Origin of the sequence: Streptomyces sp. Je 1-369, from assembly GCF_026810505.1 — a bacterium.
Taxonomy (GTDB): domain Bacteria; phylum Actinomycetota; class Actinomycetes; order Streptomycetales; family Streptomycetaceae; genus Streptomyces.
The window spans coordinates 6,022,672-6,038,151 of the sequence record NZ_CP101750.1 but is presented as its reverse complement, the minus strand read 5'-3'; the positions used below and the strand labels follow the sequence as shown (position 1 = coordinate 6,038,151).

Here is a 15,480-nt window from a genome sequence, read left to right as displayed (position 1 = left end):
ATATCCCAATGAGGGGCCGCGTTGAACTTACATCGAAGATCCAGAACCGCAGTCGCCGCTCTGGCGGCAGGGGCGGTGCTGACCGGGCTGATGCAATCCGCCGCCATGGCCGACGACGAATCGCCCCCGGCATCCTCGCCGCGCGCGGCGGACACCATCGACCCCGGTGCCGTGCCGCCCGGCGCACGCGCCGAAGTCCTGGGTGAGGACTGGAACGAGTCCAAGGACGTGGCGTGGACCACGACCGGCGACGGCCGCGGGTTCCATCTGCTGACCGCCCGCGAGAAGGACGGCTACGCCTGGCGGACCGCGGCCACGCTGTCCGAGCCCGGCTTCGACGCGGACGCCTGGATCGGCAACGCATGCGTCACGGGCTCCGGCAAGCGAGCCGTGGTCGTGTACGCGCCGCGCACGTTCACCAACAAGGCGCGGCTCATGGCCCGCGGCGGGTTCGCCGCGGTCGTCGACCTGGAGACGGGTCACGTGAACAAACTCGATCTCACGGCGTCCCTGTCGTACTACAACCCGGGCTGCGGTACCGGGGAGACGGCGGTACTGACGCAGTCCGCGGGCGAGGACAAGGCAGCGACGCGTCTGGTCTCCGTCGACGCCGCGTCCGGCGAGGTGGGGCGGGCCGTCATCACGCGGGGGCAGGTCACTTCCGCCGTTCCGGCCGCCGAGGGAATCGTCGCGGCGAGCGGCGCACGGGTCGTGAGCATCGACGGGAAGGGCCGGAAGAAGACCCTGGCCACGACGGACAAGGTGCCTTACCGGCTCACTCCGGACGGCGACGGTGGAATCGTCTTCCTCGACAGGAGAACCGCCACCGAGGGCAAGGCGAACCAGGCTCGGATCAAGCGGGTCACCGGCACCGAGAAGGTCTCCGTCCTCGGGTCGGGGCCGGTCACCGGGACCGGCGTGACCCGTGCGGGCGGCGACGTGTACCTCACGGGTCGGCCCCGTACGTCCGGTGCCCTGCCGAAGCGTGTGCACAGACTGGCCGGTGCCGAGAAGGACGTCACGATGTCCACTCGGGCCGGACTCGTGGTGCAGAGACCTCAGTGGGCGGACGCGAAGTCGTCACCCCGCTCCCTGCACCCCGGGAAAGGGACGGACCCACGGTGGGTGAAGGTCGAGGCGGAGGTGGTCTCGTCGGGGAGCCGGGTCGGTTTCACGATGCGCCCCCTGGCCGTCAAGTCGGCCCAGTGGCAACGGAGTCAGGCCCCGTCTCCCGTGCTCGACGGGAGCACACGCGGCGAGGGCTCTCGGAAGCGCGCCGTGTCGTCGGCGCGGGCCGCGAGCAGTCGTACGGAGATCGTGGAGTCCAATCGGGTCTGCTCGGTTCCGCGCAATGACCCGCGCAACCAGACGATGCAGCCCAAGCCCCGCCAGGTGGAGTGGGCGGTGGACCAGGCCGTCAACGGCAAGCTGAACAAGCACATCTCGCGTCCCGCGAACTGGAAGAGTCTCGGGATGCCCGCGTACCAGCCGCAGACGCTCTTCCCCAACCCGACCTTGCGCGGGGGCGGCCGTGTGCCGGTCCAGATCCTCCTCGGGGTGGCGACTCAGGAATCCAACATGTGGCAGGCGGCGCGCAGTTCCGTGCCCGGCGTCACCGGTAGTCCGCTCATCGGCAACTACTACGGCATCGACCTGTACGACGGGGAGAGCTCCAACGACTGGGACGTCAACTTCACCGACGCCGACTGCGGATACGGCATCATGCAGGTCACCGACCACATGCGCCGTGCCGGACGAGGCGATGACGACGACCACGGCGGGGCCGCCTGGGAGTACCAGAAGCAACGGGCCGTCGCCCTCGACTACACCGCGAACATCGCCGCGGGTCTGCAGATCCTGGTGGACAAGTGGAACGACACCAAGCAGGCCGGGATCGAGGTCCACGACGGCAGTCCCGAACAGCTGGAGAACTGGTTCTTCGCCCTGTGGGCCTACAACTCGGGGTTCCACGCCAACACCGGCGGCAACAAACCCTGGGGACTGGGCTGGACCAACAACCCCGCGAACCCGGAGTGGGACGCCGGCCGGACACCCTTCATGGAGGACCGCCTGGGCAACGAGCAGGCCTCCGCGGCTGCTCACCCCCAGGACTGGCCCTACCCGGAGAAGGTGCTCGGCTTTGCCGCGCACCCGCCCTCCTTCCTGGAATCGCCCGGCAAGCTCGTCCCCGCGTTCCGGCCCGCGTGGTGGAACGGCGCCGAAGGTGACGCGACCATCAAGGGCAGCGCCAAGTACCACCGCGCCCATGTGAAGCCGGCCGAGGACCTCTTCTGCGGCCCCTACAACAGGTGTGACCCCTCCAAGATCGGGGACGGCGCCGAGAACGAGACCGGCGCCGGCCCCTGCCTTCTGACCACCGGCGACGACAAGTTCAAGTGCTGGTGGCATCAGTCCGTGCAGTGGAAGGACGACTGCAAGACCTACTGCGGCAACGAGTTCGTGCGGTTCAACGACACCTATCCCGAGGAGGCCGACGGCACCGCGTACCCGCCCAACTGCACGACCGCCGGTCTGCCCTCCAACGCGATGATCATCGATGATGTACCCGGGGGCACCCCGTCGATCAGACCCAACTGCCTCAACGGGGGCTGGAACAACCAGGGCACCTTCTCCATGGACTTCGGTGAACCCGAAGCGGGTGTCGAACCGGGCGGCGTGATCGGGAACGTCTGGCCCGCCAAGGTCGACCTGCACCAACTCGGCGCCGGCTTCGGCGGGCACTTCTACTTCGGTCACACCCGGCAGAACGACGCCAAGGGGAAGAGACTGGAGGCCACCGCTCAGTGGAAGCTGGAGAAGGCGGTCAACGGGCCGGCCAAGATCATGGTTCATCTGCCGGACCACGGAGCACACACGAAGAGGGCCAAGTACAAGATCAAGACGGCGAAGGGGACAAGGACTCGCGTCCTCTCCCAGCCCGGCGACGGAAACCGTTGGGCCACCCTCGGGTCCTTCATGTTCGACGCCGCCCCCGAGGTCACTCTGAGCACCACGACGTCGGACGGCACGGGAGACCAGGACATCGCCTTCGACGCCGTCGCGGTGGTGCCCATCAAGGGCACGTACGTGGAGCGCACCGTGCAGTCGGTCGGATTCTTCGACGAGGACCAGAATCTCGACGCCGACAAAGAGAGCATGCTGCCACTCGATACCCCCTTCAAGGATCGGCAGCACATCTACGACTGGGGCATGAAGACGTCGGGTGGTGTGACGGCGCTGCCGGGTTGCATCGACATGCCGGCACCGGGCTGTGTCCTGCCGAACACGCGCGCCGCGATGGCGAGCTGGAAGAAATCCATCGAGGAGGCCGGGACGGATCCGGAAGACCATCCCGACGGCAAGAGCATGGCGGGATGGCTGCACTATTCCAATCCCGTGACCGATCGGCCGACCAGTGACGGTAAACCCGCCCAGTTCGACAGCGACGACAGCTCCTACAAGATCCGCAACAAAGCGACCGTGTCCTTCGTCAAAGCGGACGACGGAAAGATCGTGGACGGCAGCGAATTCGTCGAGTACGACGACCGCACGGCCGACACCCATCTCCCGAAGTTCGTCACGGATACGTTCAAAGCCATCAAGGATGACTACAAGATCGAGCCGCCGGACCTGAACTACACGGCCCAGGACCTGAACGAGCACGACGGCAGGAACACCACAACGGACACCAACAGCACCGGGATACTGCCCGGACGGGCCTACGCGGCCATGGGGCTCAAGCCCAGCGTGGTCGAGAACGGAACCTGCGTCAGGGCCCTGCACACCTCCGGGGGTTCGATCGGCTACCGGCCGATGCTCGGCGTCAAGGAGGCGACCGACGCCGCGACCAAGTGGAGGAACGAGGTGGCGGACTCGCCCGTGGTCGACGACAAGGTGGACGACGTGGTCGGCGAGATCTACAACGCCTTCTTCAAACCGGGCAAGCTGGGTTCGCTGATGAACGCGGCGCCCCCCATCTGGCAGGAACTGAGCTTCCAGCTCTGCGCGGACGGCAAGGTCCGCTCCTACGACGGCGATCCCATTCTGCGGTCGAGCCACATGCCGAACCAGTATCTCTACCTGGACGGCAAGTCGATCGATCAGTCCGGCAACTACACGCAGAGCGCGAGTCCCGTCTACCGCGGTGACTTCATTCCCTTCAGCGCCATCATCTCCCACGCGGGCGGCCATGGAATCCCGTACGGCGGCTGCGACGGATCGTCCGGACACAGCGGAAACCCGTGGAACATCGATGTCCTGGATGGCGCAGGCACCAACCCCGGCGGCCATTTCTGCTCCTGGCCGAGTACTTCACCGGACCCCGAGTACAGTAGCTGACCATCGCATCTGATATCGGAGATGGGACAAGGGGTGGGGTCATCCTCTCGGGTGCCCCCACCCTCGGCGCCGGACAAGGCGGAGAGAAACTTGTTGCTGCTCCTGCCGGTACTCCTCTATTTCGGCATATTCCTTCTGTGGATCGTCATTCCGATCTTCAGTACGCGTGAAGGCCGCATCGGGATACTGCTCCCGTACGGCCATATCGCACTGACCGCGGTGTTCGTGGTCTACGTATACGCGTATGACCCCGACCTGGTGCCGCTGGCCCTTTACATCCTGGCACCTGGCGGCATTGTGGCGTTCCTGCGCATCGTGCTCCAGCGGGCGTTCCGCACCCGGGACCGCTAGAAGCCCGGCGTCTCCACTAGAACCCCGGCGGCTCCACGTAAACCCCCCACTCATCGCGAAGCACCCCGCAGATCTCCCCGAGCGTCGCCTCCGCGCGGACCGCCTCCAGCATGGGGGCGATCATGTTGGCGCCGGAACGCGCGGCCGCCAGCATGGCGTCGAGGGAGGTCCGGACCCGCGCGTCGTCGCGCCGGCCCTTGCGCCCCGCGAGATCCCGTACCTGGTCCCGCTCCACCTCATGGCTGACGCGGAGGATCTCCAGGTCACCCGTGACGGAGCCTTCGAGGCAGTTGACGCCGACGACCCGCTTGTCGCCCTTCTCCACGGACCGCTGGTACTGGAACGCGGACTCGGCGATCTCGCCGGTGAACCAGCCGTCCTCGATGCCACGGAGAATGCCCGAGGTGATCGGGCCGATGGGGTGCTGCCCGTCCGGACAGGCCCGCCGCCCCCGCTCCTTGATCTGCTCGAAGATCTTCTCCGCGTCGGCCTCGATGCGGTCGGTGAGCTGCTCGATGTACCAGGAGCCGCCCAGCGGGTCGGCGACGTTCGCGACGCCCGTCTCCTCCATCAGCACCTGCTGCGTACGGAGCGCGATCTCCGCCGCCTGCTCGCTCGGCAGCGCGAGCGTCTCGTCCAGCGCGTTGGTGTGGAGGGAGTTCGTGCCGCCGAGGACGGCTGCCAGGGCCTCGACCGCCGTGCGGACGACGTTGTTGTACGGCTGCTGCGCCGTGAGCGAGACGCCCGCCGTCTGCGTGTGGAAGCGGAGCCACTGCGCCTTGTCGGTCTGCGCCCCGTACTCCTCGCGGAGCCACCGCGCCCAGATGCGGCGGGCCGCACGGAACTTCGCGATCTCTTCGAAGAAGTCCACGTGCGCGTCGAAGAAGAAGGAGAGGCCGGGGGCGAAGACATCCACGTCGAGGCCGCGGGAGAGACCGAGCTCCACGTACCCGAAGCCGTCCGCGAGCGTGTACGCCAGCTCCTGCGCGGCCGTCGCCCCGGCCTCGCGGATGTGGTAGCCGGAGACGGAGAGCGGCTTGTACGCGGGGATGTCACGCGCGCAGTGCTCCATCAGGTCGCCGATGAGGCGCAGGTGCGGCTCGGGCTGGAAGAGCCACTCCTTCTGCGCGATGTACTCCTTGAAGATGTCGGTCTGGAGCGTGCCGTTGAGGACGCCGGGGTCGACGCCCTGCCGCTCCGCCGCGACGAGGTACATGCAGAAGACCGGCACGGCGGGCCCGCTGATCGTCATGGACGTCGTCACGTCGCCGAGCGGGATGTCCTTGAAGAGGACCTCCATGTCGGCGGCGGAGTCGATGGCGACACCGCAGTGGCCGACCTCGCCGAGCGAGCGCGGGTCGTCGGAGTCGCGGCCCATGAGGGTCGGCATGTCGAAGGCGACGGAGAGGCCGCCGCCGCCGTTGGCCAGGATCATCTTGTAGCGCTCGTTCGTCTGCTCGGCGTTGCCGAAGCCCGCGAACTGGCGGATGGTCCAGGTCCGGCCGCGGTACCCGGTGGGGTAGAGCCCGCGCGTGAACGGGTATTCGCCGGGCCAGCCGATCCGCTCGAACCCGTCGTACGTGTCACCGGGCCGCGGCCCGTAGACGGGGTCGACCGGGTCCCCGGAGAGCGTGGTGAAGTCCGCGTCGCGCTTGCGGGCCTTGTCGTAACGGGCCTGCCAGCGCCGGCGGCCTTCCTCGATCGCGTCAGCGTCCATACCCTCGAATTTACTAGGACGTCCTAGTAAAAGTCGATGCCCAACCGCCACGGACCTGTCCGTGGCGGTGGAGGGTTAGGCCTTACGCCTTCGCCGCGGCCGGTGAGCCGTCCGCGATCAGCGGCTCGACCTCACGCACGACCTTGCGCTCGACGAAGAACGCCGCGGTCGGGATCGTCCCCGAGACCAGCACCCACAGCAGCTTCCCGAACGGCCACTTCGCCTTGGAGCCCAGGTCGAAGGCGAAGATCAGGTAGATGATGTAGAGGACTCCGTGGACCTGGGAGACCACCAGGGTCAGGCCCTCGCCCTTCTCGAAGCCGTACTTCGCCACCATGCAGGCGCACAGGATGAGGAGCATGACGGCGGTGACGTAAGCCATCACCCGGTAGCGGGTCAGCACGCTGGATTTCATGGCTACGAGCGTAACCGCCTGTTTTGCGCGATCTTCGCCGACCCCGACCCGAGCGGAAGGGGCGAGTCCGACGGCCCTACTTCTCCTCGAAATCCTCCGCCGCCACCCGCAGCGGCCTGAGCATCGCGAAGATCTCCCCGCACTCCTCCGCGTCGTACACCCCGAGCCCGAAGTCCATCGCCATCAGCTCACGCGTCGCCGCCTCGACCACCTCGCGGCCCTTCTCCGTGATGGAGGCGAGCGTGCCGCGGCCGTCGTTGGGGTTCGGGCGCTTGTCGACCAGGCCGGACTTGACCAGGCGGTCCACCGTGTTCGTGACCGACGTCGGGTGCACCATGAGCCGCTCGCCGATCTTGGACATCGGCAACTCGCCGGCCTGCGAGAAGGTGAGCAGCACCAGCGCCTCGTAGCGCGCGAAGGTCAGTCCGTACGGCTTCACGACCGCGTCGACCTCGGCGAGCAGGATCTGGTGCGCCCGCATGATCGAGGTGATCGCACCCATGGCCGGGACCGATCCCCAGCGCTGCTTCCAGAGCTCGTCGGCGCGGGCGATGGGATCGAAGGGGAGGCTGAGCGGCTTCGGCACGGCATCGACCTTACCCGTCGGTCACATGGTGGTCAGCCCCGTCTCGCAATTCGGTCGACCGCACCTCCGCCATCAGGAGCAGACAGCAGACGGTGCCGAGGACGCCCGCACCCGCGACGACCGTGCTCACCGCGGAGAACTCCGCGGCCAGTCCGGCGAGTGCCGCTGCTTCGTCGACGCCGTGCATCCTGGCCCGGGCTCCTGGTGTCACGGCGGTACGGGCATCAGGTGTGCTACGAGTGCACCCCGCTCGGCATCGCCCTTGCGACCGGAGGCGGTGTGGCACAAGAGCGCGACTAGTCCTTTATGTAACGATTGCCGGGCTGACTGACCGTCACCATTACTGTCACCACCGCCCAAGGGGGCTGGATGCACCGGCTGCTCCGCACGTTCACGGCACTGGCGGCGTTCGCCGCCCTCGGGCTCCCGGCGGGCTGCTCCTCCGACTCCGCGTCCGGCACGGGCGCGGGCGCGAAGGAGGAGGCCACCGTGCGCGGGGCCGCCACCGCGTCCGCCGGGCCGCCCGAAAGCACCTTCTGGGTCGACCCGGAGAGCCCCGCCGCACGCCAGGTCGAGCAGTGGGAGCAGCAGGGCCGCGCCCGCGACGCCGACGCCCTACGGCGCATCTCCGAGCAGCCCATGGCCGTGTGGCCCGCGGGCGACGACCCGGCGCCCGACATCGCGCAGGCCACGCGGGGCGCGGCGAAGGAGAACCGCACCGCCGTGCTCGTCGCGTACAACATCCCGCACCGCGACTGCGGCCAGCACTCGGCGGGCGGCGCGGGCAGCGCGGACCAGTACCGGACCTGGGTGGACACGTTCGCCGACGCGATCGGCGGTGCGTCGGCGCTGGTCGTCCTGGAGCCCGACGCGATCCCGCACATCGTGGACGGCTGCACCCCGGCCGAGTACCACGCGGACCGCTACCAGCTGCTGTCCGAGGCGATCCAGCGGCTGAAGCGGCAGCCGAAGGTCAAGGTGTACCTCGACGCGGGGAACCCCGGCTGGATCTCCGAGCCGGGCAAGCTCACCGAGCCTCTCCAGAAGGCGGGCGTCGCGCAGGCCGACGGCTTCTCCCTGAACGTCTCCAACTTCCAGGACGACGGGACGATCAAGTCGTACGGCCGCACGCTGTCGGCCACGGTCGGCGGCAAGCACTTCGTCATGGACACCAGCCGCAACGGCAGGGGGCCCCTGGCGGGCGACCGTCAGGACGCCTGGTGCAACCCGCCGGGACGCGGCCTCGGCACGCCGCCGACCGACCGCACGGGCGACCCGCTGGTCGACGCCGTGCTGTGGATCAAGCGGCCCGGCGACTCGGACGGCCCGTGCCGGGGCGGCCCGGCGGCGGGCCAGTGGTGGCCGGACTACGCGCTGGGTCTCGCGCGCAACGCGAAGGCCGCCTGACCACACGACTCCGCGCGGACGGCCGACGGCCCTCCTACCGATCACGACCGGTCAGCCCTACCGATCACGGCCGGTCAGCCCTACCGTTCACGGCCGGTCAGCCGTCCGCGCCGACGTGGACCCACTTCGCCTCGGACGACGTGCCGTCCTTGTCCGTCACGAACAGCATGTACCAGCCCGGCGGCACCAGCGCCGCGTCCTCGCGCGGCACGTCCACCGTCACCGAGCCCGGCCCCTTGCTGACCTCCAGCGCGATCGAGCGCTGCTCGACGTCCGTCGTGTGCGTCACCGCGCTCGGCCGCATCAGGCGGGCCGACGCGATGTTCTCGGGCCGGTCGATCCGGAACGTCGCGCGCCCGTCGGCCGCCAGCTCCTCGGGGCCCTCGCCGAGCACCGGGCGCGTCTCGCCGCCCCGGTGCAGCGCAGGCGGCGTGAAGATCTCCATGCGCTGCTCGAAGTGACCGAGCTTGGTGTTCTGCTCGTTGTCGTAGAGCGGGTCGGAGCCAAACGTGGCGACCCGCCCGTCGGGCAGCAGCAGCGCCTCGGAGTGATAGTTGCGGCCGACCGCGGGCGCCGCGGCCTCCTGGAAGGCGTTGGTCCTGGGGTCGTAGAACTGCGCCTTGTGGATGTTGCTCGCGCTGCGTCCGCGGTAGTCCGAGGCGCCGTTCGTCGTGAACACGGAGTCGTTCGGCATGAGGACGCTGTTCAGGTAGCGCGTGCCCTGCGGAAGCTGCGGCCCGGTCTTGAAGGACGGGTCGTCCTCCTTGAGGTCGATCACGGCGGTGCGCCGCGTCGCCTTCTCCGACTCGCCCACTCCCCCGCCGCCGAGGATCATCACCTTCTGGTCCTGGGCGGGCGGCAGCAGCACGGACGCCGACGTCTCGGTCTGGTCGAGGTCCTCCAGGCCGGGGACCTTCTCGAACTTGTTCGTGTCCAGGTCCCACAGGCCCGGCTCACGGCCCTTCTCCGCGGGCCCGTAACCGGCGTTCGAAGCGGGGTAGAAGAGCTTTCCGCCCTTGGTGAGGAAGAGCGCGGGATACGTGGGGAAGTACCGCTTGGGCCCGTCCGTCCACTTCTTCGTCTTCGGGTCGTAGATCTCGTTGTCGCCCGGGTCGACGACGCCCACGTCGTCGAGTCCGGAGACCGCGAGCACCTTGCCGTCCTCCAGGCCGACGAGCGTCGGATACCAGCGGGCCTTGTCCATCGGCTCCACCGGAACGTACTTCTCGGCCTTCGGGTCGAACTCGTACGCCGCCTTGATCCCCTGGAAGTCCTGCTTCTCCATGTCGATCTTCTCGGCGATGCCGTACGTGTTGTCGGCCTCGTCACCGGTCAGTCCCTCGATCTCGTACTGCGCGGACTTCTCGGTGACCGACTGCGCACCGTCCTGGATCGCCTCGACGAAGACCCGTGCCTCGCTCGCCTTGACCTTGGTCTTCCAGGGCTGCATCACACCGGACTTGGAGTACTCGATCTCGAAGTCCCTTTTGGCCTTGGGCACTTCGACGTCGAACTTGCTGACGTACTCGACACCCGAGGGCGACCGGAACTTGGTGCCCTTCTTCAGAACGATCGGCTTGTCGGGGTTCTCGTTCTTCACGCGCATACCGCCACCGGCCCGCTCGACCTCCCCGTCGAGCAGTTCGTAGCGGGCGGTACCCCCCGCCACCAGAAGCCGCCCGTCCGGCAACTGGGCGTGCCCGGAGCAGAAGAAGTCCTCAGGCGTAGGGATCTTCTTGAACGTGTCGTTCTTCGGATCCCACAAGACGGTGTCGAAGGACCCGGCGTCGAATTTCTTCTGCTCGTTGCCGGACCCCGCGACGATCAGCACCTTGCCCGTGTGGAGCAGCGCGGCGTGAATGGCGTTCGTACGGAACTCGTCCGGAATGCCGACCTGTTTCCAGGAGCCGTACTTCTTCTTGTAGCCGGGCTGGGCGATCTTGTACGCGTAGTACTTCTCCTCGGCGAAGGAGAGCGCGGCGGGCGCGTTCAGCCCGACGAGCAGGGCGCCCGCGCCGACTCCGAGGAGCGTCTTCCTGGTGCGCTTCGAGGGCCGGTAGGCCATGGGTGCCATGGGTCAGTTCCCTCCTGTCGACGTGCCGGTGGCGAACGCGGGCTCAGGCTCGCCTTCGGGGGCGGCCTCGCCACGCGGCACGGCCGTCTGCGTCTGGTTCTGCGCCTTCGCCTTCGCCTTCGTCGCCGCCTTCGGGTGGGCCCTGCGCTCCTTGACGAGGCCGTAGGCCCAGATGGACACGGGTGCCAGGGAGATGACCATGGCGAGGACGGCCCAGGTCCGCATCGCCACGTGGGTGTGGCCGAGGACGAAGGACGCGATCAGCGAGCTCGCGAGCACGACGGCCCAGAACAAGTGGATCCGGAAGGTGAGGAGCCGGTCCGGGCTGGCGTCGCCGCCCTTGGGGGTGACGACGAAGCGGCTGGGCCTGCGCACGACGGCCGCGCCGAGCGACTTGGCGTAGATGGGGGCGGAGAGCGCCGACATCGCCATGCCGGCGAGCCCTCCGGAGCCTTCGGGCTCGTGCGGAGACACGTTGTGCCGCCGGTTCCACAGGTAGAGCCCCACCTGGAGTGCGGCCGCGTCGCTGTAGAGCATCAGCCACACGGATGCGGCGACCTGCGTCCCGGAGGCCCCGAACCACAGGAACAGCACACAACTGAGAATGCCGAGGAGCCAGTTCACGGCGGTCATGGGGTAATACACGAGCATCAGGGAGTACGAGAAGAATCGCCCGGGCGGCATCGTGAACGGTGCCTTCCAGTACTGCTTGAACAGCGTCTCGTACGTACCGCGCGACCAGCGCATCTGCTGGGTGAAGAAGTCCGTCCAGGAGGCGGGCCCTTCGCCCACGGCCAGCACGTCCGGGGTGTACACCGACCGCCAGTGCTTGTCGGTGACCGGATTGCGCCGCCGGTGCAGTTCGAACCCGGTGGCCATGTCCTCGGTGATGGAGTCGTACAGCCCCCCGATCTGCGTGAGCGCACTGATCCGCACGACATTGTTGGTGCCCACGAACATGGGGGCGCGGTAGCGGTTGCCCGCGCGCTGGATCAGCGCGTGGAAGAGGAACTGCTGGGACTCAGCGGCTTTGGTGACGGGAGCGGTGTAATTCCCGTAGACCTGCGGCCCGACGACGAAGGCGACATCCGGGTCCCGGAAGTACCCCATCATCCGCTCGAGGAAATTGGGGAGCGGCACGTGGTCCGTGTCGACGGAGGCGAAGAAGTCGTACTCCGCGTGGTGCATCGCCAGCCAGGCGTTGTAGTTGCCGTGCTTGGTGCGGGTCTTGTGCGGCCCCTTCTTCCGGTTCCACTCGGGCACGCCGTTGCGCGTGAAGTGCCGCACGCCAAGCTCTTCGCAGAGCACCTTCGCCTCGGGACTGTCCCCTTCGTCAAGAAGCCATACGTCGAGGGGGCCGGGATGGTGTATCCGAACGGCACCTTCGAGAGTCGCCCGGACCATGCTCAGAGGTTCCTTACCGGGTACGTACGTAGTAAGAAACGCGACGCGCGTACCGCTCTCCGGACGCACGGGGACCGGATCCCTCGCCACCATCGTCGCGTGGGCGATCGATACGACGTTGACGAGCATGAACAGCTCGATCAGCCCGATCGCCACGAGCATCGTGATGTCGAGCCCGATCAGCCACCGGTCGCCGCCTTCGCGTTCGGTCCAGTGGGTGGGCCACACGAGATAGACGAGCAGGAGTCCCGTGAGGAGGGGGGCGAGGCTCATGAGCAGGACGGCGCGTATTCGGTGCGGTTCGCTGGAAAGCAGGGCGCGATACTGCACGCGGTACGTCCCGCTCCCCCGCCCTCCCCCATGGTCGCCGTCCGGCTCCGTGAGCGGTCCGGCGAGCGTGCTGTGGGTCTCGTAGTCGTAGCCCTCCGGCTGCCGCACAGCGCCCTCCAGGTTCTGGTGGTCCAAGTTCCGCCGATACCCTCACAAAAGTGGACTTTCCCCGGCGTGTCGAACGGGGTTCCCCCGTGCGAGCGGTTTTAGGATGGGCGGTTTGGGTGGGGTTGCGGTGGGGGGCGGGCTGTGCGAGCGGCCCTCACGGGACGTGGCGGGGCGCACGCGCCCTGCCCTTGCCGGACGACGCGGGGAAGCGCCTCCACCCCACCCCCACCGGACGACGCGAGGGGAAACGCCGCTACCCCCGCTGGACGTCGCGGGGTAAACGCCACCCACCCCCACCGCACGACGCGAGAGGAAACGCCCCCACCTCCGCTGGACGTCGCGGAGTAAACGGGTGGGCGGGCGGGGAACATCCGCCGCGAAGCGGCGGGCTCGGCGCCCCTACGCGCACTGGACGTCGCGGGGTAAACGGGCGGGCGGGCGGGAAACATCCGCCGCGAAGCGGCGGGCTCGGCGCCCCTACCCCCGCTGGACGTCGCGGGGTAAACGGGCGGGCGGGTGGGAAACATCCGCCGCGAAGCGGCGGGCTCGGCGCCCCTACCCCCGCTGGACGTCGCCGGGCGCCGAGGTCACTGCAACCGACGAATCCGGTGCCGAACCGCCCGCTGAGCCAGCGGCCCGAGGTCCTCGACGGCGGAGACGAGAAGGGAGAGCTGCTCGAGGGAGTCGAGCGCCCGCCCCGCCCCCTCCGCATCCACCCCTTCGTACAGCTCCATCCCCACGAACGACGCCCCCACCGCCCGCGCGAGCCCCACCGCGTCCACGAACTCCCCGAGCGGCGAAGCCGAGAGCACCCGGGTCAGGACCTTCTCGATCTCCTCGATCCAGAGGGCGAGCCCCGCCGCCGTGGCGACGGCGAGCCGCGGCTGCGTCTGCGACCCGGCGAGCAGCTGGCCGAGCACGGCCACGTGCCCCGCCTCACGCTCCTCCTCGTGCATCTCGCGCCCGAAGGCGAGCAGCCCGGCGAGGGAGTCGATCCCGGAGAGGCGCTCCCGGTACCGGGAGACCCGCTGCTCCGTACCGTGTCGGCACGCCGCCGCGAGCAACTCGTCGACGGACCCGAAGTGGTAGAAGACGAGCGCCTGGTTGACCCCGGCCGTCGCCGCGATGTTCCGCGCGGACGTCTTGGCGATGCCCTGCTCCGTGAGCGTCCGCAGCGCGCCGTCGAGGAGCTTGGTCCGGGTCTCCAGGCTCTTGGCCGGGTCCTTGGCCGCACTCACGCGCGCGCCTCCTCGCGGACCGGCCGGAGCCCCGGGCGGACTCCGCACGTACGGACGTCGGTGTACGTCGCCGCGAAGGACCCCTCGTAGCCGAACAGCGGCCCGAAGCGGGAGTTGGCGACCCGGACCCGGATGCGGAAGCGGCCGGACGCATCGTCCCAGGACTCACGGACCTCGGCGTCGCCTCCGATGAGGGAGGGCACCCGGCAGTCCAGGGGACCTTCCCGGAAGCGGTGCTCTCCGGAGCGGATGAGGAGCGAGCCGTCGGGTTCCGCACGGAAGTGGAGGTCGCTGGCGAGGTGCTGGTGCGTGCCGAGGTAGTCGAGCACGCGGTCGCCCTTGGGGCTCAGAACCATTTGGGCGTCGAAACGGCGGGGGCCGCCGGGCAGGTCGAAGGTGCGCACGAAGGTCACCGTCTCACGGCCGTACGTGTCGGTGTACGGCACGTTCTCGATGACGAAGGGAACGTTCCTGCCCTGGCGCGGGACGAGGATGTTGCGGGTGCCGCCGAGCGCGAGGAACGGCTTCACGAACCCGCGCCCGTGCCAGATGCGGTCCATGACGCCCCGGCCCGTACAGGCCTCGCCGCTCGCGAGCCCGACGGAGAAGCGGCGCTGGAGCTGCGGGTGGAGGCGGTGGAAGTCGGCCCCCATCACGGTGCGGAAGATGGATGCGGGCTGCGTCACGAGTACTGCTCCTCGGTCCTGGTGAGCGGGGCGAGAGTGGAGAGGATGCGCGGGTCACGCGCGCGTGCCGGCGGCTTGCGCAGGCAGCGGCGGGCGGCCGGAGTCGTGGGCAGCGGCGGCAGCATCAGCATCGAGGCCGCGGTCGCCAGGGCCACCATGGGAGCGAAGAGGAGCGCGGCGATCACGCACAGGAGACGAACGGCGAAGTCCGCCACCGCGTGCAGCAGAGCCCTCTCCGGAGTGATGCCCCGCTCCAGCCACAGCCGGAGACGGTCGAACGACCAGGCGGTCGCCCACCCCATGAGGGGGCGGAAAAGCAGCCGGTCGGCGACCTTTCCGAAGCGCCCCCAGCGCGGGCGGTAGTCGTACCCGGTGAGGAAACGGATGCCGTCGCCGTCCTCCGCGGGTACGTAGCGCCAGTAACCGCTGCCCTCTTCGAGGAGGGAGAGCGGGTGCGGGGACGCGAAGCGCAGAGCGGAGGTCCTGGTGCCGTCGCGCCGCCGCTTCTCGCCCGCGGAGATCCCGGTGCCCGCGATGGTCAGAAAGGGCAGCACGCGCGTGGCGTACCGAAAGCGCTGCGGCTCGCCCTCCCGGCACGGCAGGTAGTCGATCTCGCTGAAACGAAGGTCCCAGCGCTGGTGCCGGTCGGGTTCCTGGGTGCGGGCCCAGAGGTCGTCGAGATCGGCGCGTATGCGCGCCTCGATGTACAGAATCACGGCAAACCCCCACGTCAGGATACTTTTGAGCGACCGCTCAAAACGAAAGGTAGCTTTGTTTGAGCAGTCGCTCAAGTTGAGGGGCAGCAAAAAAGCCCCTGCCTGAGGGC

General features: G+C 68.6%; 12 protein-coding genes. 3 read left to right on the top strand and 9 right to left on the bottom strand.

Features of this window, described 5'->3' with window-relative positions:
• Positions 1 to 105 precede the first annotated feature (105 nt).
• Positions 106 to 4,338: a hypothetical protein gene (locus NOO62_RS27545; protein WP_268773514.1), complete on the top strand. Its 4,233-nt coding sequence runs from the start codon at positions 106 to 108 to the stop codon at positions 4,336 to 4,338.
• Positions 4,339 to 4,428: 90 nt separating this feature from the next.
• Entirely contained in the window at positions 4,429 to 4,689 is a 261-nt protein-coding gene (locus NOO62_RS27540; protein WP_268773513.1) for a hypothetical protein, read from the top strand.
• Between the two features lie 16 nt (positions 4,690 to 4,705).
• Here NOO62_RS27540 and NOO62_RS27535 read toward each other — a convergent pair whose 3' ends face one another.
• The 4 genes from NOO62_RS27535 to NOO62_RS27520 form a co-directional block, all read right to left on the bottom strand.
• Positions 4,706 to 6,406, bottom strand: a complete 1,701-nt coding sequence (locus tag NOO62_RS27535; protein ID WP_268773512.1) for a methylmalonyl-CoA mutase — start codon at positions 6,404 to 6,406, stop codon at positions 4,706 to 4,708.
• An 82-nt stretch (positions 6,407 to 6,488) separates the two neighbouring features.
• Entirely contained in the window at positions 6,489 to 6,821 is a 333-nt protein-coding gene (locus tag NOO62_RS27530; protein ID WP_268773511.1) for a DUF3817 domain-containing protein, read from the bottom strand.
• 76 nt (positions 6,822 to 6,897) lie between these two features.
• The gene (locus NOO62_RS27525; protein WP_055564582.1) at positions 6,898 to 7,407 is read right to left on the bottom strand and encodes a MarR family winged helix-turn-helix transcriptional regulator; all 510 of its coding nucleotides are present in this window, start codon (positions 7,405 to 7,407) and stop codon (positions 6,898 to 6,900) included.
• 10 nt (positions 7,408 to 7,417) lie between these two features.
• Positions 7,418 to 7,594, bottom strand: coding sequence for a hypothetical protein (locus NOO62_RS27520; RefSeq protein WP_414930895.1), 177 nt, complete (start codon positions 7,592 to 7,594; stop codon positions 7,418 to 7,420).
• A gap of 182 nt (positions 7,595 to 7,776) precedes the next feature.
• Between NOO62_RS27520 and NOO62_RS27515 the strand changes: the two genes are divergently transcribed.
• Positions 7,777 to 8,814, top strand: coding sequence for a glycoside hydrolase family 6 protein (locus NOO62_RS27515; RefSeq protein ID WP_268773510.1), 1,038 nt, complete (start codon positions 7,777 to 7,779; stop codon positions 8,812 to 8,814).
• Between the two features lie 97 nt (positions 8,815 to 8,911).
• Here the strand turns inward: NOO62_RS27515 and NOO62_RS27510 are convergent, their stop codons facing one another.
• From NOO62_RS27510 to NOO62_RS27490, 5 genes are all read right to left on the bottom strand, one after another.
• The gene (locus NOO62_RS27510) at positions 8,912 to 10,879 is read right to left on the bottom strand and encodes a kelch motif-containing protein (protein ID WP_268775806.1); all 1,968 of its coding nucleotides are present in this window, start codon (positions 10,877 to 10,879) and stop codon (positions 8,912 to 8,914) included.
• Positions 10,880 to 10,891: 12 nt separating this feature from the next.
• The gene (locus tag NOO62_RS27505) at positions 10,892 to 12,757 is read right to left on the bottom strand and encodes a cellulose synthase catalytic subunit (protein ID WP_268773508.1); all 1,866 of its coding nucleotides are present in this window, start codon (positions 12,755 to 12,757) and stop codon (positions 10,892 to 10,894) included.
• 560 nt (positions 12,758 to 13,317) lie between these two features.
• Positions 13,318 to 13,968, bottom strand: a complete 651-nt coding sequence (locus NOO62_RS27500) for a TetR/AcrR family transcriptional regulator (RefSeq protein ID WP_268773507.1) — start codon at positions 13,966 to 13,968, stop codon at positions 13,318 to 13,320.
• Entirely contained in the window at positions 13,965 to 14,621 is a 657-nt protein-coding gene (locus tag NOO62_RS27495) for a DUF4166 domain-containing protein (RefSeq protein ID WP_268775805.1), read from the bottom strand. Before NOO62_RS27495 ends, NOO62_RS27500 begins: the two co-directional genes overlap by 4 nt.
• 29 nt (positions 14,622 to 14,650) lie before the next feature.
• Complete coding sequence (locus NOO62_RS27490) at positions 14,651 to 15,370, bottom strand: hypothetical protein (RefSeq protein WP_268773506.1); 720 nt, start codon at positions 15,368 to 15,370, stop codon at positions 14,651 to 14,653.
• Positions 15,371 to 15,480: the final 110 nt, after the last annotated feature.